The sequence below is a fragment of the Flavivirga aquimarina genome (assembly GCF_030540835.1).
Lineage (GTDB): Bacteria > Bacteroidota > Bacteroidia > Flavobacteriales > Flavobacteriaceae > Flavivirga > Flavivirga aquimarina.
Genome location: NZ_JAUOEK010000117.1, coordinates 12,974 through 31,381, shown reverse-complemented (window position 1 = coordinate 31,381; position 18,408 = coordinate 12,974). Strand labels below are relative to the sequence as shown.

The following is an 18,408-nucleotide window of genomic DNA, read 5'->3' as shown; positions in this document are numbered from 1 at the left end:
TTAAGATAAATTTTTAAACGAGCTTCAATACTTTGAATATTAGATGTATTTAGAAACAAGTGTTTTTTCCGGTTTACCTTCTTTAATAATCTGATAGTATAATTCATCTGGTATATCTTTAAAATCAGAGAAAGAATGCAATTTATCAGATATCAAAACGAAATGAGGAAACGGTGATTTATTCTCATTTACAATATTGAAAATTTTCTTGACCTGTTTAAACTTGCATTCGTACTCATAAATTTTCTTTTTCAAATTACTAAACTACTTTACCTCATCAAAGCTTGATTCGTTACATCTTCCATATTAGCAGCTACTATCATTTCAGTATCTAAAGCTTTAAAGTGTTTTTTACCACAATCAATTTTCCCTTGTTCTTTTGGTCTTAAATCTCCCAATAAGGTAGTTCCTTTAGATTCTACAACAAAGTATAGTTTTTCATCATTACCATCTTTCCAGAGGATAGCCCAATCAGGATTATAAGTTCCTAATGGTGTATCTATTTTAAACCAGTTTGGAAGTTTAGCATATACAGAAATGTTATCACTATTTTCAAAGTCGTTTGCTAATTTAGATTCTATAGTGGAATCATAAACTACATAGTCATAAGGTGATTTTTCGCTTTCCTTTAAATTACTTTGTAAATACCCAAATAATTCTTCATTTTCGAATAGCTCTTGACTGTAATACTCAGAATCTCCGATTTTTTTATACTGAATACCATCAATGATATGTAAACGCATTTGTTCATTAATGATGTCAATACAACCTTCAATGAATTTTTGAGGATTTATTTTAAAATAAGGAAGCTTATTTGTACCAGTTAAAATCTTAACAATAGACCTTCGTGTTAATTGTGTTTCATTTTGAAGATATCCAACAATGTCTGGTAACACATCAACTTCTTCTTTAACATTCTCAGAATAAGTTTTTGGGTCTTCATTAACTTGAAGTCCACCAATGTTCATTTCTAGCTTAACTTTAGTATAATGAAGCTTACCTCTTGTAATCTTTAATCTATCGTCCAAAGCTCTTATACACTCTTTTACAAGGTTACTTGAATCAAAGTCTACAGCAAATGTTGTTTTGTATTTAACACGCTCCCAAAGTTCTTTGAATTCAGGACTATTAAGAATACGTCTGTTTACTTTAACTCTCTTTTTATCATCTTGATTTTTAATTTGAAGTTTTCCAGCAGCATCTTTTAGATTGCTTAAAATTTGTTTTTCAATATGTTCACTTTCTGTAAACTCTTCAGGAAGTTCAACATTATCTTCTTTGATGGCAACACGTAATAAATCTTGAACTTTTCCTCTGGTATCTATATAACCTTTTAAGATGAGGTAATCATATAACTGTTCTGATTTCTCTTGACCTAAGTAATTTACTTCATCACCATCAATACTTATTACAACATTATTGAAACTGTGAGATTCTAAAATACCAAATCGAATTCCTGTATCAGTTTCTATTTCTTTTTGAAGATTATCTACAAAATCAACATAAGATTCTGTAGCCATTACTGTTAACGTATTAGTCTCAAAACCATAAACGCGTTCACCTTCTTGATTTACACATAAACGTAAGCCACGACCAATTTCCTGCCGTCTTCTTATATCTGAATTACCAGCATCTTTTAATGTACATATCTGAAAAACGTTTGGATTATCCCATCCTTCTTTTAATGCCGAATGTGAGAATATAAACCTCAACTTAGAATCAAAACTCAATAATTTTTCCTTATCACGCATGATGAGGTTATAGGTGTCTTCATCAGCGTTTACTTTACCAGTAGTATCTTTAAAATATTCAAACTTTTCTTTTTTGTTACTGGCTTTACTTTTCTTATCTATTGAGAAATACCCATTATGCACTTCTGAAGCATTTATCTCAACATCTTTCATTTCTCCAAAAAGACTAGCATATTTAGTCTTCTTGATGAGTCTCTGGTATTCATTTTCAAAGATTTTGGCATATTCTCCTAAAGATGAATTTCCATCTTCATCGTATACACGGTATTTACCAACTGAATCAATAAAAAATAAGCTCAATACCTTAATGCCTTGAAGATTAAGAACAAGTTCTTTATCTAGATGAGCCTCAATAGTTTTACTAATTAAAGCTGTTTTAATTTGCTTATCATCAACGCTACCAATAGCTTGACCAACTTTTAACTCTTCATCACGACTGGTAAAATCTATATATCCATCTTGAACATAGATATCTTTAATAATATACCCTTCATATTCAATACGTCCAGTAAGTTCTTCTAAATCTTGATTTTGTTTTACCCATTTTTTTACTCGTTTAATCTTTCCACCTTGTAAAGCATCTACCTCAACACGAGCATCAATATTACCGCCTCTGGAACGTACATCTAATAAACCTATATAGGCTTGATTATTCATACCTTCTGTTTGGATAGAACCCACTTCAATTTGCTTCACCAACTTTTTATCATAAGCATCAACAGCATCCAATTTATACATTAAATTCACTTTTTCCTTATGTGTAGCAGAATAACGTAATATGGCTAATGGATTTAAACTTTGTACCGCTTTTTTAGCTAGAGGTGTACTCATGGTACTTTGCGGTTCATCAATAAAAACGACAGGATTGGTGTTTTTGATGAGGTCTAAAGGTTTATAACCTAGTTTATCATTATATCGGTGTATAATGTTTGCTTTCTTTTTAGCATCATCTGGATTCTCGAAACTTTTACGAAAGGCATCGATATTAATGACCATAATATCTAAACCATCGTTAGTAGAAAAGTCTCTAACTTCATTTAGTTTACTACTATCATATATAAAATAATTGTAGTTGATATTGTCATATAATTGCTTAAAATGCTCTTGGGTGATTTGAAGTGATTTATAAACACCTTCTTTTATTGGAATAGAAGGCACTACAATAATGTGTTTTGAAAAACCATATTTTCTGTATAGTTCCATAATAGTACGTAGATACACATAGGTTTTTCCTGTACCTGTTTCCATTTCAATAGTAAAATCTAGATGATTTCTATCGATACCACTTCTATCTGAAGGTTTTAAACCATTAGAAAGTTGAATGTTTTGAACATTCTCAACTATATTACCTTCTGTTAGTGTTAAACGATTACCGTAACCAATATCATTAAAAGCTATATTTTGTTGTTTAGCTAAAAATTCTGGTGAGTATACCGTAAAGTTAGCCTCACATACTTCTTGACCTTGAAATACATCTGTAATAGCTTTAATAGCATCTTTTTGGTAGTCTAAACTACTGTCAAATTGAATCTTCATAGACGTTAGATGCTTTTTATTTCTGTGATACCAAAACGTTTAAGTGTTTGTACACTATTGGTTTTCTCAACATCGGTAAAGCCAGAGTCTTTAAACACCACTCTACAAACTTCTGGTTTTAGTTCTTCTTTCCAAGCACCAATACCTTCTGCTACTTTACTGGTAATAGTATCAGCTAAACAAATAAATAAAGCTCCATATCCAACACTAAATACTGTCTTGTTTTCAATTACTTTTTCTTCAATAGGCAAGGTGAGGTCTAAACCATATTTAAGTAATATTTCATACAATACATCATGTTCTGTACGGTCTGTTTTAATATTATCTTGGGCATCAAAAAGGCTTTCATCTAGATTTGCTGGTTTACCATCCCAACCTTTAATATTCGAAGTGTCTAGTTTAAATACTTTATAACCTAAGTCAGCTTCCTTATTGCCTATTTTTTTTGATACTCTTTTGAGCCTTTCAATCGCTAATCTTGAAATCGTTTCAAATCCATCTTTAAAAGCAGGATTAGCAGTCTCAATTTTTTCAGGTAATTGAACTAAAATATATTTTCTAGGTTCTTTTTTATCTGCTAAGTTATATACCGCATGCCCAAGCGAGGCAGAACCTGAAAAGAAATCTAAAACAATATCACCAGCTGATGAACCAAAATTTAACAAAAACTCCATAAGTTTAGTAGGTTTAGGGTAAGAAAAATAAGCATTTGTTCCGAAAATATCAGCAGTTTCTTTAGCGGCATCGTCATTAGAAGCAATATTATCCAACCAAGTATTAGGTAATAATCCTTCTAACTCAGATAGGAAAATCTTTTTCCTCGGCATTCCTTCTCCATTTCTAGGAATGACAAGTCTATTATCCTTTACATACTCATCGAAAGTTTGTTGCGAACAAGACCATTTTGCTTTAACTTTTCTTCCATTCGGCAACTCTAGTTCATATTCCTTATTATTTGAATTAGCAGGTCTAGCTAAAGGCCCTGTTTGATACAATCCTCTTTTATCATTATCAGGATTGGAAAATGATTTTTTTATAAATTCATCAGAAAAAGGAATTCTATTCAATTTTAATTTATTTGAATTTTTTGAATAGACCAAAATATAATCGTGGACAGGCGCAATGTGTTTAGCTAGATTTGCTTGAGTTTTTCTTCTTCTCCAAATAAATCTTGTTAAGAAATTTTCTTCACCAAAAACCTCATTTGAAATTTTACTTAAATTTTCTACTTCATTATCATCAATACTAATAAATATGACTCCATCATCTTTCAATAAATTTCGAGCCAAACGTAAACGAGGGTACATCATGTTGAGCCAGTTAGAATGATAACGACCATCACTATCACTATTAGTACTTAGTTTATTACCTTCTTCATCTATCTGCCCAGTAACCTCTTGATAATTGCGTAAGTTATCTTTGTAATTATCTTTATATACAAAGTCTTTACCAGTATTATAAGGTGGGTCTATGTAAATCATTTTAACCTTACCAGCATAGCTTTTTTGCAGCAGCTTAAGTACTTCAAGGTTGTCACCCTCAATGTATAAGTTTTGGGTGGTTTCCCAATCTACGCTCTCATCTTTAGCTGGACGTAATGTACCAGTACTAGGTTTTTGGGCTTCACGTCTGGCATTGGCTTTTCCAGCCCATGTAAAACGGTAGTATTCTTCACCTTCTTCTAATTCTTCACCTAAAAGGTCTTGTAGTACTTTAAAATCTATTTTTCCTTCGGTAACAACTTCAGGGAATAAACTTTTAAGTGTATCAATATTAGTTTCTACAATGTTTTCGCTTTGAGAAAGGCTATCACCTTTTTCTATTTTATCCATGCTCATACTTTGGTTAGTGTATCTTTAAGAGATTGTATCTCTTTACGTTTTTCTTGTATTTTAATATTCAACTGCACTTTTTCATTCAGTTGATTTTCTTTTTTTATCTGACTTGTTAATGAAATTATGTCTCGCTCCAATAATTCTATAGCTTCAAGATTTTGCATATCTTCAGCAGTACGTTTGTTAGTTCGCTTTTGGTAGCTACCTGTAATACTTGCAGCTTGAAATTGCACTACAGCTTGTATATAGCTTTTATAAAGCAATTCCAGATTGGTTTTATCTAAATTTTTAAAATCTAGTGCCTTAAAAAATAATTCGCTGAGGTTGTTTTTATAAAGTTTTGATAGATTATTTGTTATAAAGAAACGGTCAATAGTACGTTTATTTGTTTCTGCTTTATTAATACGCTTATCACATACATTGATTTTAAATTCATTAGTATCTTCAACAATAACAAGCATCTGGTAAGGAATATACTTTTGAAATAATGTCATACATTTTTCTGCAAGTTCGTTTAGCTTATTATCCGCAATTGTACACACCATAATTTGAATTTCTTCATAATTATAATCTGAATTAATAATAGCAGGAATATTAATCGTAGCTGGTTTAATACTTGCTAACCAAGTCATGCTTTGAATATTATTATTTAATAGCTTTTTTTCAGCAGTAGATAACGAGAAATTTTTTAGAAAAAAGGCTTTAGTTAAGCGTTTATCTAAAATGCTTCGTTCAGGAATATTTAATATGTTGTTATATTGAAACGCCACTTATTTGATTATTAAATAACTTACTAATTCCAACGAATCTTCATCACTCATAGCTTTGCTAAACAATGTTGTACCACCTTGACTAGCTAGGGAATCTAATCCTATTTCTTCTTGAACCCCAATAACTTCTTGTATGGTATTTTTTAAAGCTTTGGTGTAAGCCGTCATATTTTTGGTATTCTTGGTTTCTTTCTCAAATTGAGCCACTAAATCTGTTAATACACCATCTTGCCCCATACACAGTTTACGGAAATAATCTAGAGCTTTTTTCGATTGAGATGGTTTAACCATGTGTGTACCATCTAGACTAATGTAAACTAAAAAGAATGGATATAATATGTTATTTTTAAGCTTGTCTTTGTAATCTGCACTTGTATCTTTTAAGCAGTAAATCACACCATCTTTAACCTCAGAAAGATTAGATTTTACCACAGCATAAGATGCTGGTGGAATATCGCTTAAATCTGCTAATTGCTGGTCGGAACTTTTTTCTAAATCAATCTTGAAATCATTAAAAGTCATATCGGTAATAGAAATATTTCCATCAATATCTTCTAAATCCAATACTTGATTTTGTAATTGTTTTAATTGTCTTTTACGATAATCGAGGTCTTGCATTTCACGGTTAGACCTACTAATCACATTATCTTCACCTGTAGCAGATACATCTAGCATTACCATACGACCTTGTACACGAGCCACTAAATCTATAAACTGGTCTAACTCCATTGAAGGGAAGAAGTTTACTAGTTGGATGCTTTCATTAATAGAACCTATACGGTCTATACGTCCAAAACGTTGAATAATACGTACTGGATTCCAGTGAATATCATAGTTAACTAGATAATCACAGTCTTGAAGATTTTGACCTTCTGAAATACAATCGGTACAAAACAAAATATCTATCTCACTGGTGACATCTGGAAAAATATCTTTTCTGTTTTTTGAACGAGGTGAGAAATGGGTCAAAATCGAGCTGAGGTCGCTTAGACAATCCTTCATATTGGTTTTGTTATTACCAGAACCTGTTACTAAAGCACTATTGAGCCCTTTTTCTTCTTTTAACCAACCACTTAATTCTTTGTACAAATAGTTTGCAGTATCAGCAAAAGCTGTAAAAATGATAGCCTTTTTATTTCCTTTATTGTACGGTTGTTTGTCTACCTTTTCAGAAATGCGGTCTTTTAATTCTTTAAGTTTTGCATCCCGTTCTACATCAATTAATTTGATATTCCCTAATAACTTTGTTAAAATACGCTTGTCATGTTCTAAATCCTGTCTCCAACGAATCGTATCAATATCTTGAATTAATACTTTGGTTTTTCCACCAACTAATAAATCTTCCAGTTCTGTATCATCAATATCTACATCTGTAATGTTGAGGTCGTAATCAGTTTCTCCGTTTTGATGGTCTTTAAGTTGCTTCAAATTAGCATTTACCAATTCAATTAACTTTTCTGTAGTTAATTTAAAGGAATGAATAGAGCTTTCTAGACGTTTTAAAAGGTTCACACGCATTAAATATATCAAACTCTGTTCACGGTCTACTTGTCTAAATACGCTACCTGTATACGTCTGCATATCGTATTTTTCCTCATAGAAATCTCGTTTATCTGCTCTTACATATCCTAAAGGCGTATAAGAGGCTAGTGTAAGTGTACTTATCTCATCATAAACTTGACCAATATCTCTAAATTTTCCTTTGGTATCAATTTCGGGATGTACCGTATCTGGCTTTAAACGAGTTGGAAATTTACCAATATTTGAAGTGTCATAATATTTTTCGATATGTTTTCTAGACCTTGCTATAGTAAGCATATCTAGGATTCTAAAATATGCACCATCTAAACTTTCCATTAACTCATTTACATCAAGGTCGTCTGGGTCATCATCACGATACCATTGTGTAAACCTACGTTGAGAATCTCGCATGACTTGAGTAATGCTATCTATTCCATAAGAGCTGAATGCTTGGTCATCACCTTCCGTTATAAAGGCTATCTGATTTTTTAAGTCATTCATTTTGTTATTGACTGGTGTAGCAGATAACATTAAAACTTTGGTGCGAATATTTGATTTGATAACATCGTTCATTAAACGTCTGTAACGAGTTATACCTCGTTTTGTAGGGTTGTTTCGGAAGTTATGTGACTCATCTATAACCACCAAATCATAATTCCCCCAATTAATCATTTCTAGGTCTATATCACCTGATTTTCCCGTAGCTCTTGAAAGGTCTGTATGGTTTAATACATCATAATTAAGACGGTCTTCTGCTAGAATATTACGTTTGTCATTCATTTGATAAACCGTCCAATTTTCACGTAGCTTTTTAGGTGCTAATACTAGAATTCTACTATTTCTCAATTGATAGTATTTCATTACCGCAAGCCCCTCAAAAGTTTTACCCAATCCTACTGAATCTGCAATAATGCAACCACCATAGGTTTCTATTTTTTCAATTGCTCCAATAACGGCATCCTTTTGAAAATTATACAGTAAGTTCCATACTTTAGAATCTTTGAAGCCAACTTTCTGTAATTTTTCATCAGCTCGTTCACTAATGGTAGAATAATGGAATATTTCTTGAATACAGTATTTATATATCTCTTCACCTGTATAACCTCTAATGCCTTTTTCTAATTTCTCAAGAACTAAGTCATTTAAGGATTGCGTACTATTATTCCACGAGTTCTGAAATAAACTTAAGTATTGATTGTTGATGTCTTCAAATGAATTGATAAAGATTGGTATGCCTGAAGGTAGCACTCCTAAACTAACAGAATCTAAATTCATTGGAGTTAAGGTAAAGCAAGTAGATATTCCTTCTTTTTCAACAATAAGAATGTTTTGATTACCAATACTGCCTTTCCGAAATTGAATTTTATCTTCAATTAAACCTAGTACTTGATTTATTCTATGCTTCCTGTCCAACTTTAAATTGAGTTGGCTTTCATTATCGTTATGAATAAATTTGAAATCTTCCTCATCCTGAAATTGGTAATCGAGTAAAACTTCAACTTTATTTGATTTTTTTAAGATTTCGGTAAGCTCAAAAACTGCAAATGATGTGAAATAATTACAACTTAAATAAATATTGGATTTTTCATTCACCAGTGTTTTTAAAACATCTAGTAATCGGCTGTCTTTATTGTTAATTATCTGCATTAAACTCTTGGTTGTCAGTTAATAAATCCTTCACACTAATATTCAATAGTTCTGCTATTTGATATAAAACTTCTACACTCGGTTGCCTCTTATTTGTCACATAGCTATTTACCATATTGTAGCTTTTATTAAGCTTTTCGGCTAACCAAGTTTGTTTTATGCCTTTTTCGTCAAGAATTACTCGAATTCGATTCATTTAGAGAGAGTTTTTTGAATCAATAAATATAGTATTTATATATCATTAAATGATGTAGGAATTAAATTATTTAAAAAAAAAGGTAGTGACCTAGAATTTTTTAAAGGATCACTTACGTGTTTTTGTGTTCTTTGTAAATGTTCAATTTCAAAGAATGTTGATTTAAATTTTGAGATAGATACTTGTAGTGATTCCGTTTTCGCATGTTTTGAAAAAACTGACTCTAAACCACCATGTTTTTTATAAATGTGCTTTAGGGATTTTATAAACTGAATGCAGTCATTACCGTTAAAAGTTCTATGGACAAAAGGGCTCAGTTTTTCTAAATCAGTTTCCGAATGATTTAAAACAAAATCATAAGGAGAATTGTCTAGCAATTCCATTAAACGCTTCGCATTATTAATAATACTTTTTCTATTTCCCCAAGCTATAGTGGCTGTTAAAAAGCCTGAGATTTCTATGTCTTCTTTTTTACTAAACCGATGCGGGATTTGTATAGGGTCACTTTCAATAAACTTTAGGTTATTGTATTGTGAAACTTTAACGTCTAAAAAGTCTTTAAGTTCAGCTTTATTCAAAGTTCAAAAAATTTAAAAACAAAAGTAGTTATTCTTAATAAGTAATGTGAAATAATAATCTTTAAGAGTATTAAAATTATAATTAAAAAATTAACTTCGTTTTTCAGATAATTAAGTCATTAATTTTAAACCAGTAACAATTATTAAAGGATGAAAATATTAAAGATTATAACATTGTTAGTAGTATTGACAATTACTGATTTATCTCAAGCCCAAAACATAGAGCCAGCCGATGTGAAAAAAATCATGAAAAAAGTTGCTAATTGGCAAATTGATCATTTTGAAGATTTGTATAGCGGACATAAAAAACCTCACCATCCATTAGATTGGACAAATGGTGCATTGTATGTTGGTTTAGTAAAATGGGCAGATATGGCAGATGATGAGAAATATTATAATTGGCTTAAAGAAATAGGAGAAAAGCACGAGTGGAAGTTACACCGTCGTAAATATCATGCAGACGATCATGCCGTAGGTCAATTATATGTTGAGTTATATCGTAAGTTTATGGATGAGAATATGATTAAACCAACAATAGAGCAGTTTGATTTCATTATGTATCATCCTGCACAAACATCTTTAGAGTGGAAAAGCCCTTATCACCTAGATAGGTGGAACTGGTGTGATGCTTTATTTATGTCACCGCCAGTTTGGGCAAAATTGTATAACATTACAGGAGAAAAAAAATACCTTGATTTTATGATGACAGAATATAAGGCCACAACCGATTTTTTATTCGATAAAAAAGAAAACTTGTATTACCGAGATCAAAGCTATATAGACAAATTGGATGACGGCACAAAAATATTTTGGTCAAGAGGTAATGGCTGGGTATTTGCCGGTTTGGTAAATATATTGAATGAGTTGAACCCACAAAGTGATGAATACAAATACTTTCTGAATATTTACAAAAAAATGGCTAAAAAACTACTTGTAATTCAGACTTCAGAAGGTCACTGGTCAATGAGTTTATTGAAGCAAGCGTCTTATCCTACACCTGAAACAAGTGGTTCATCATTCTATATTTATGGCTTAGCATGGGGTTTAAACAATGGAATTTTAGATAAACAAACTTATACACCAGCAGTAAAAAAAGGATGGAATGCTATGGTTAGTTACGTTACAAAAGAAGGTATGTTAGGTTATGTTCAACCTATTGGAGCTGCTCCGGGTAGTGCTTGGGTAGACAAAACTGAAGTTTACGGTACAGGAGCATTTTTATGTGCAGGTTCAGAAGTATATAAATTGTATGGAGGGGAATGATATATTTAGTATAAACCTAAGCAATAACAAACAATTCAAATTACCTTATAATCCTACCATCTACCATGGTGAGTTTTCTATCGGCTAGATCTGCTAATTCTTTATTATGGGTAACAATTACAAAGGTTTGACCGAATTCATCTCTTAATTTAAAAAACAAGCTGTGCAACATTTCTGCAGATTCGCTATCTAAATTGCCCGAGGGTTCATCAGCAAAAATTAAATCGGGATTATTTATTAATGCTCTGGCAACTGCCACACGTTGTTGCTCACCGCCCGATAATTCATTTGGTTTATGATTATAACGCTTTGATAAACCTAAAAAGTCTAAAAGTTCTAAAGCCCGTTTTTCAGCATCGGCTTTATTAGTGCCTTTTATAAAAGCTGGTAAACACACATTTTCTAAAGCTGTAAACTCCGGAAGTAGCTGATGAAACTGAAATATAAAACCAATATGTTCGTTTCTAAACTTCGCCAACCCTTTATCATTAAGAGACTTAATGTTGATATTATTTATATGCAACTGAAAATTTTCATCTGTAGAAGCATTGTCTAATGTCCCCAGTATTTGTAACAAGGTTGTTTTTCCAGCACCAGACGCGCCAACAATAGAAACAACCTCACCTTTTTCAATATGGATATCTACACCTTTTAGTACGTGTAAATCACCGTAATACTTGTGAATATTTTTTGCTTGAATCATTTTTATTAATTGGAACGCTGAAAATACTACTTTATAGATTTATGAGCAACGATTATGGGCTACTTTTCTTCTAAAAACACCTTTTAGGTCATTGAAATCTATAAAATGAAGTAAAAAGTATGTTAAATATCGATCAAATAATATATTAGTGCTTTGAAATAAGAATCTTTTAGAGTTTTTAGTTTTACTAATTAAAAGCTAAAATTTACTTAACTTTAAAAATTATGAAAAACAATTCTTGAAATTAAGAAATATATTAAGAGGATATGCCATATAAGAAGTTTGAAGAATACAACATGCAAGTAACTGATGATGTTAAGAACAGGTACAAAGACATTATTAAAGATTTAGGAGAAGATGTTGGTCGTGACGGACTGTTAAAGACCCCGGAACGTGCAGCTAAAGCCATGCAGTTTTTAACTCAAGGATACCATCAAGATCCTGTTGAGATACTTAAAAGTGCTATGTTTAAGGAATCTTATAATGAAATGGTTATTGTAAAGGATATTGAGTTGTATTCTCTTTGTGAACACCATATATTACCTTTTTTTGGAAAAGTACATATTGCCTATATCCCTAATGGACAAATTGTTGGGTTAAGTAAATTGCCAAGAATTGTAGATGTTTTTGCAAGGCGTTTACAGGTACAGGAGCGTTTAACAGAACAAATTTTAGATTGTATAAATGATACTTTAAAACCACAAGGTGTTGCTGTAGTTATAGAAGCATCTCATATGTGTATGATGATGAGAGGGGTGCAAAAACAAAATTCTATTACAACAACATCGGGGTTTAGAGGGCAGTTTGAAAAAATTGAAACCAGAAACGAATTTTTAAAGTTGATAGGGAAGTAGCCAGTGAATGATTTTGGTATGTTTCTTGCGTATTTTATGATATCAAATATTGTTTAATGAATAAGTACAAAAAATTAATACTTGGTATTATTTTCGATGCTGTTGGATATGCATCTTTTATAATTCCGGGTGTTGGCGAGTTTTCAGATATTGTATGGGCGCCTATTTCGGGTTGGCTAATGACAAAACTTTACAAAGGAAAACCAGGTAAAATAGCTGGTATTATAACGTTTGTTGAAGAGGCATTACCAGGTTTAGATGTTATACCAACATTCACACTCATGTGGCTATACACCTATGTTTTTAATAAGAAAAAAGATATTATAGAGATTTAAAAAGAGGGACTTGAATAACTAAAATTGTTCCAATTTTTATTTTAGATATAATTGTTAGTTTACCTTTAAGCTTTGATACTCTAGATTCTATATTCAATAAACCGATACCGTTTCTTTTTAGATTTGGACCAAAACCAATACCATCATCTGCAATATCTACATATAAGTTATTAGACTTTAAATAGAAATTAATAGTAATCGTTTTTGCTTTAGCATGTTTGATAACATTTTGGATAGCCTCTTGAATAATCCGATACAGATTAACCTTTATATAATCATTAATGTCGTCCCAAGCAATGGTTCCTTTTAGATGAAGATTGTATTGAAAAGCATGTAAATTACTTTGATTACTAATGTAGTCTTTTAGAACCGCAACAAAATCTTTATCGGCATCTAATTTTGTATTCTTTAATTCATGTGAGAGGTTCCTTATTTCTTTTTCTATAGTTTGAATTTCGTCAATATAAAAACGGTATTTTTCTTTGTTATGATTATCCATAGTTAAAAACTCTAATCCTAATCTAGAGCCCAGAAGTCTATTTAAAATCCCATCATGTAATTCTTCAGAGATACGGTGACGCTCTATAAGGCGTCCTTCCTCAATTTTTGACTGTTGCCTTAGCATGAGCGTATAAATTTCTTCATTGGCTTTTTGTTGCTCACTCTCAAAGCGTAATAGTTCGTTTTTAGTAATTTGAACTTTAATACTAAAAATAAGAGCAGAAACTAAAATGATGATAAGTCCAATAGAAACAATTAAAATGTTTTGAGTTGCTAAACGTTTGGTTTCGTCTTTGTAGTTATCAGTTTCATATTGAATTCTGGCAAATTTGTTTCTTGAAGCACGTTCAATATCAAGAAGGCTATCATTAAGTTTTATATGTTCGTATAAATATTGCTTCCCTGTTTCTCCTTCCTCTAGTTTAGAAAGCATTAATAAGGCTCTGGAAACTTCATAATAGTTTTTAATCTGTTTACCAATAGCATATGACCTTTTAGAAAGCATAAGAGCTGAGTCTTTTTTATTGATAGCATGGTAAAACTCAGCCATATCGTTACCTCCAGCAGTAATTTCATATAAAGCATTTAGGCTGTCACTAATTTTATAAGCTTTATTAAAAAGAGATTTAATGTATTTTGTATTGCTATTTTTTGACAAAAATAAATTATAAGCTTTATTATTAATTACGGCAACATATGACAGCGGGTCTTTTTTTAATAAATCTTTGTTTTCAAGTAATCTTTCATATATAGATAAAGCTTTTTTATAATTCCCTTTTTCTTTATAAGCCTCCGCTAAATTGATTTTAGCATATAAATAGTTTCCAAACTTATTAAGATCATTGACATTTTCACTTTCATACCTGTCAGATAATTCATTATTAATTAATAAAGATTTTTGGTGATATTCAATAGCTTTATCATAAAGTTTTAAATATTTAGCATTGAGCCCAAGGTTATTATAACAATCCGATAAATTATCTAGATTTTCATCACTTTTTGGAAGTGTTTTTAATAAGTTAATTGTTTTAAAAGTGCTAATGTCGCTACCAAGATAATCACGTTTGTCTTTTTGTAATAAAGCAATGTTTCTTAGTGATATTAAAGTTAATTTAGCATAATTTATTTTTTCGGAGATTTTTATTGATTTTTTGAAATAAAAAAGGGAACTATCAATGTGTACTCCGTAAAAATTATATCCGTAGGCGATACCAGCAGCAGCGTATGCATAACTTAAAGAATCATTAAGTTTATGTGCTAATTTTAAATTTTTACGGTATAGTTTTATTGAATATTCGTAATCTTTTTTTAATGAATAGAGGTAAGCTACCTTCTCATTAGATAAAAGAATAAGAGAATCAATACCTATTTCATTTGATAATTCACTAGACCGTTCAGCATATTTAAGCCTGTCATCGAGATTTAAACTTTTCTTTTTAGACAACTTTCTTAATTCTTGGATGCTATCCAACATCACATCAAAGCTATCGTTTTGAGCATTTATGTTAAGAGTAAGAAGAAGATATGCTATAAATAAACAATATTTATTCAATAGAAATATGATTTGATAGACAGAACCTAAGATAAGTTTTTTCTACTTTATAAAGTAAGTAAATCCGAAACTAAAATTTCTATTATATTGAATATGCTATTAGACTTAGCTAGGCCAGGTTATTAATAGATTATTGTTGAAGCGGTTTTTGCTATTTCTAGCATTATATAATGTATAGCTTAAAACCTATGTTTTTAGTATACAAGAAACGATTTTAGAAGTTAAGTAATAAAAAAAATCCCTTTCAATTTCGAAAGGGATTTTTTTTATAGAATAAGTTGTTAAATTAAATAACTGTTACAGAAAACGTTTCCGTAATATCGGTTGAACCACCAGCATTAGTTATATCTCCATCACTAACACCAGTAGCACCTTTATTGGGTTCATGTCTTAAGACAATGGTAATAGTACCTGTACCAGCACTTCCTGTGGTAAGTGTGAAACTTAGCCCAACAGGGTTGCCATCACCATCCGTATCGCTGTAAGCAAATGTTGCTATACTATTTGTTGCCTGAAAGAAAAATTGATGTTCATCATCTAACTCTTCAATTTCTTCAGTAATATCCTCGGCAGGATTTTTAGTTTCATTTAATAATACCAAACTTCCATTATATGTTGTATTGGCAACTAAATCTCCAGAAACCGTTACTTCGGGTTCATTTGGCCCATCACCATCTAAATCTTGAGTCATTAAAGTTATGGTGGTGCCCCCTCCAACAGGAACTAAGGTTGCTGTCATTGTGGTAATAACTTCTTCTTCAATGACTATTTCTGGATCATCATCATTAGAGCATCCAATAAATGTAAGCGTTGATACTAAGATTAAAAAGGCACTTTTTAAATTATTTTTTAATGTATTCATGGTTCTTTTTATTAATAATTAAATTTTATTTGTAACATGATATTTCTTCCTAAATCATCGGCAAAATACCTTAATCTATTAAGGTATTCTCTATAAGAAGTATTAAAAATGTTAGTTATGTTTAAACCTATATTCAGGTTTGTCTTTTTTGATACATTTAGAGTGATGTCACTTTGAAAATGTAGCAAATGATAGGTTGGGGGTGGCGAACTAATGTCCAATAAAACCGAACTATCTGTTGTGGCTATATAAACATCAAAGTTGTTATTCGGAAAATCATTTTGCCTCAATACCAATTCACTTTGTAATTCGGTATGAAGTTGCAACCATTTTTCGTTTGAATAGCCTAAAATGTTAACAGTTTTAAACGAAGGCATATCAATCAACCCCTCTTTTTTACTTAAATCCCTACCTTTTATAAATGAGGATTTAGTATTTAAAAACCATTGTTCGTTTAGGTTGTATTGCCCCGTTACATCTAAACCAAATAATGATGCATTGGTTTGGTTATAACTCCAAACAGGGAACTCCCCTCTAATAGTGACTTCTGTTCCTGTAGGCTCTATAAAAATATAATCGTTTATGTGATTATAAAACCCCTCGAGGTTGATAGAAAACGTATCATGGTTATATTTATAAGTACCTGAAACACGGTTTGATGTTTCTTGTTTTATATGTAAACCTCCCAACTCTATTCTTGCTGCCGAATGGTGTAAGCCATCACTAAACAATTCAGATGAATTTGGTGCTCTGTTTGATAATCCATAATTGAATATAAACGAACTGTTATCATTTAGTTGATATGCCATTCCTGCTGAAGCAGATATATTGTGATAATTAAAAACGGGATTTGTAAGCAATTGATTCCCCGCATCTTCGATTACAATATCGTCAAAGTCTTCATCATAACCACGTTCTTCCCAACGACTGGTGAGATAGAATTTTTTGGCATCTATACGATTAAAATCATAGCGAATGCCTAAATCTAAATTAATGTTATCGTTTAATCTTAAATTAGAAATAGCAAAAAAGCCGGCATCATATTTATCGTAATCAGGAATCAAGCGTCTTATGTCCGTATCAGGATTTGCAAAATTGTTTTGATAGCCAACATTAACCCCAAATTCATGAGTTATATTACTTTTAGCATCTATTTTTAAATTTGTTCTTACGGTGTGTGTTTTTAAAGTCAAATCAATAGCAGGCTTGAATCTATCATCACCTATTCGCAAGTCATATTCTAAACGTTTGTTATTTTGAAAATCATATTGTACATCTAAGCGTCCAAACTTTTTAAAGCGTTTGTAAAAATCAGCTTTTACAATCTGATGCGTTACATCTTGACGAGGCGCATTGATATCATAGCTAAAAGCATCGGTCACTAATAGTTGTTGACTATTAATAGCATTCACTAAATCTTCAATATTTCCAATATGTGAGGCTCTTAATATGCCTATTTCATTGTTTAAAAAACTATAAAACATATTAAACCCCTGCTCAAAAGTTTTATAGCCTGTATTTACAGAAAAACCTTTTGAATTCAAACCAGTATTAGTAAGGATATAATCTGGTGCTTCAAAATCACCAAAGCGTTTCATGGAAGCTTGAGCTCCAACATACCATCCTTTTTGATAGGTTTTTGTTACTGATGAATTTACACTAACACCTCTGCCATTGGTTTGTCCACTAATAATTGTTTTTCCGTAAAGCGAATCTTTTAAACTAATACTTGGAGGTTTTAAAATAACAACACCACCAATAGCATCACCACCATAGGCTAATGCATTAGCACCTTTTATTACGTTAATACTACCAGAAGCATTCAAGTCTATATTTGGTGCATGTTCGATACCCCATTCTTGGTCTTGCAAACGCACACCATTGGTTATTACTAGAACTCGACTACTATGCAAACCATTAATTACTGGTTTTACTATGGTATTACCTGTATTAATCGACGATACGCCACTAATTTGTTTTAACGCATCACCAAGGTTAAAAGCACTGAAACGTTCAATATCTTCCGTTTTTAGAAGTGTTTCTTGTGATGTTTTGGTCAATTTAGTGCTTGATGTTCCCTTAACTTCAATTTCATTAAGTTCTTCAATATGATGTTCTAAATTAATTACATAAAATGTATCACCTTTTATTTGAATTTCTAATCGTTTTGTCTCACATGCTAAATGAGATACATGAACGATTATTTTACCATCACAGAGGCTGTCAATAGAAAATTTTCCATTGATATCTGTGACAATATATTTATTAAGTGTTTCGATGTAAATGGTGGCAGCTACAATAGGCGAACCATCATGAAAATCATGAACTTCTCCATAAAACTTGGAGTTGCAATTATGACTGTAAGCTATGTTGATGAAACAACAAGCCACAATCAATATATAATGTTTCATTATTATAAATATGTTTTAGTTTAAAGAATAGACACTTTAAATTAAAGCAGGCGGACCTCGAAGAGAAAAAGATAATTGCCGATGATTATCAAG

12 protein-coding genes and 1 pseudogene are annotated in these 18,408 nt (G+C 31.3%); 3 read left to right on the top strand and 10 right to left on the bottom strand.

Annotation, left to right across the window (positions count from 1 at the left end):
- Nucleotides 1-269: 269 nt before the first annotated feature.
- The 6 genes and pseudogenes from Q4Q35_RS10165 to Q4Q35_RS10140 all read right to left on the bottom strand — a co-directional run.
- Nucleotides 270-3,287: a type III restriction-modification system endonuclease gene (locus Q4Q35_RS10165; RefSeq protein WP_303277862.1), complete on the bottom strand. Its 3,018-nt coding sequence runs from the start codon at nt 3,285-3,287 to the stop codon at nt 270-272.
- 5 nt (nt 3,288-3,292) lie between these two features.
- Nucleotides 3,293-5,119 carry a site-specific DNA-methyltransferase gene (locus Q4Q35_RS10160; RefSeq protein WP_303277861.1) on the bottom strand — a complete coding sequence of 609 codons (1,827 nt, stop codon included), beginning with the start codon at nt 5,117-5,119 and terminating at the stop codon, nt 3,293-3,295.
- A gap of 2 nt (nt 5,120-5,121) precedes the next feature.
- Nucleotides 5,122-5,892 (bottom strand): DUF4391 domain-containing protein, encoded by a 771-nt coding sequence (locus tag Q4Q35_RS10155; protein WP_303277860.1) that lies wholly within the window; start codon nt 5,890-5,892, stop codon nt 5,122-5,124.
- Nucleotides 5,893-9,060 (bottom strand): DEAD/DEAH box helicase, encoded by a 3,168-nt coding sequence (locus tag Q4Q35_RS10150; protein ID WP_303277859.1) that lies wholly within the window; start codon nt 9,058-9,060, stop codon nt 5,893-5,895.
- Nucleotides 9,047-9,256 (bottom strand): helix-turn-helix domain-containing protein, encoded by a 210-nt coding sequence (locus tag Q4Q35_RS10145; protein ID WP_303277858.1) that lies wholly within the window; start codon nt 9,254-9,256, stop codon nt 9,047-9,049. The genes Q4Q35_RS10150 and Q4Q35_RS10145 overlap by 14 nt, the downstream gene beginning before the upstream one ends.
- 92 nt (nt 9,257-9,348) lie before the next feature.
- Nucleotides 9,349-9,834, bottom strand: a pseudogene (locus Q4Q35_RS10140) (DUF2400 domain-containing protein); the annotation flags it as partial.
- Between the two features lie 150 nt (nt 9,835-9,984).
- Here Q4Q35_RS10140 and Q4Q35_RS10135 point away from each other — a divergent pair.
- The gene (locus tag Q4Q35_RS10135; RefSeq protein WP_303277857.1) at nt 9,985-11,097 is read left to right on the top strand and encodes a glycoside hydrolase family 88/105 protein; all 1,113 of its coding nucleotides are present in this window, start codon (nt 9,985-9,987) and stop codon (nt 11,095-11,097) included.
- Nucleotides 11,098-11,137: 40 nt separating this feature from the next.
- Here Q4Q35_RS10135 and Q4Q35_RS10130 read toward each other — a convergent pair whose 3' ends face one another.
- A complete protein-coding gene (locus Q4Q35_RS10130; RefSeq protein WP_303277856.1) occupies nt 11,138-11,800 on the bottom strand; it encodes an ABC transporter ATP-binding protein in 663 nt (220 codons plus the stop codon).
- A gap of 266 nt (nt 11,801-12,066) precedes the next feature.
- On the opposite strand from Q4Q35_RS10130, the gene folE reads away from it, so the two are divergent.
- Both folE and Q4Q35_RS10120 read left to right on the top strand, forming a co-directional pair.
- The gene (folE, locus tag Q4Q35_RS10125; RefSeq protein WP_303277855.1) at nt 12,067-12,654 is read left to right on the top strand and encodes a GTP cyclohydrolase I FolE; all 588 of its coding nucleotides are present in this window, start codon (nt 12,067-12,069) and stop codon (nt 12,652-12,654) included.
- Nucleotides 12,655-12,710: 56 nt separating this feature from the next.
- Entirely contained in the window at nt 12,711-12,989 is a 279-nt protein-coding gene (locus Q4Q35_RS10120; RefSeq protein ID WP_303277854.1) for a hypothetical protein, read from the top strand.
- Here Q4Q35_RS10120 and Q4Q35_RS10115 read toward each other — a convergent pair.
- The 3 genes from Q4Q35_RS10115 to Q4Q35_RS10105 form a co-directional block, all read right to left on the bottom strand.
- Complete coding sequence (locus Q4Q35_RS10115; protein WP_303277853.1) at nt 12,976-15,042, bottom strand: ATP-binding protein; 2,067 nt, start codon at nt 15,040-15,042, stop codon at nt 12,976-12,978. The two genes, Q4Q35_RS10120 and Q4Q35_RS10115, sit on opposite strands and share 14 nt — an antisense overlap.
- 286 nt (nt 15,043-15,328) lie before the next feature.
- The gene (locus Q4Q35_RS10110; RefSeq protein ID WP_303277852.1) at nt 15,329-15,904 is read right to left on the bottom strand and encodes a type 1 periplasmic binding fold superfamily protein; all 576 of its coding nucleotides are present in this window, start codon (nt 15,902-15,904) and stop codon (nt 15,329-15,331) included.
- Nucleotides 15,905-15,915: 11 nt separating this feature from the next.
- On the bottom strand, nt 15,916-18,315 hold the full coding sequence (locus Q4Q35_RS10105; RefSeq protein WP_303277851.1) for a TonB-dependent receptor: 2,400 nt from the start codon (nt 18,313-18,315) through the stop codon (nt 15,916-15,918).
- Between the last annotated feature and the right edge of the window lie 93 nt (nt 18,316-18,408).

Bases quoted from the DNA above. Each gene is read 5' to 3' on its own strand.
- Q4Q35_RS10165 (WP_303277862.1), bottom strand. From the start codon at position 3,287: ATGAAGATTCAATTTGACAGTAGTTTAGACTACCAAAAAGATGCTATT.
- Q4Q35_RS10160 (WP_303277861.1), bottom strand. From the start codon at position 5,119: ATGGATAAAATAGAAAAAGGTGATAGCCTTTCTCAAAGCGAAAACATT.
- Q4Q35_RS10150 (WP_303277859.1), bottom strand. From the start codon at position 9,060: ATGCAGATAATTAACAATAAAGACAGCCGATTACTAGATGTTTTAAAA.
- Q4Q35_RS10145 (WP_303277858.1), bottom strand. From the start codon at position 9,256: ATGAATCGAATTCGAGTAATTCTTGACGAAAAAGGCATAAAACAAACT.
- Q4Q35_RS10135 (WP_303277857.1), top strand. From the start codon at position 9,985: ATGAAAATATTAAAGATTATAACATTGTTAGTAGTATTGACAATTACT.
- Q4Q35_RS10130 (WP_303277856.1), bottom strand. From the start codon at position 11,800: ATGATTCAAGCAAAAAATATTCACAAGTATTACGGTGATTTACACGTA.
- folE (WP_303277855.1), top strand. From the start codon at position 12,067: ATGCCATATAAGAAGTTTGAAGAATACAACATGCAAGTAACTGATGAT.
- Q4Q35_RS10120 (WP_303277854.1), top strand. From the start codon at position 12,711: ATGAATAAGTACAAAAAATTAATACTTGGTATTATTTTCGATGCTGTT.
- Q4Q35_RS10110 (WP_303277852.1), bottom strand. From the start codon at position 15,904: ATGAATACATTAAAAAATAATTTAAAAAGTGCCTTTTTAATCTTAGTA.
- Q4Q35_RS10105 (WP_303277851.1), bottom strand. From the start codon at position 18,315: ATGAAACATTATATATTGATTGTGGCTTGTTGTTTCATCAACATAGCT.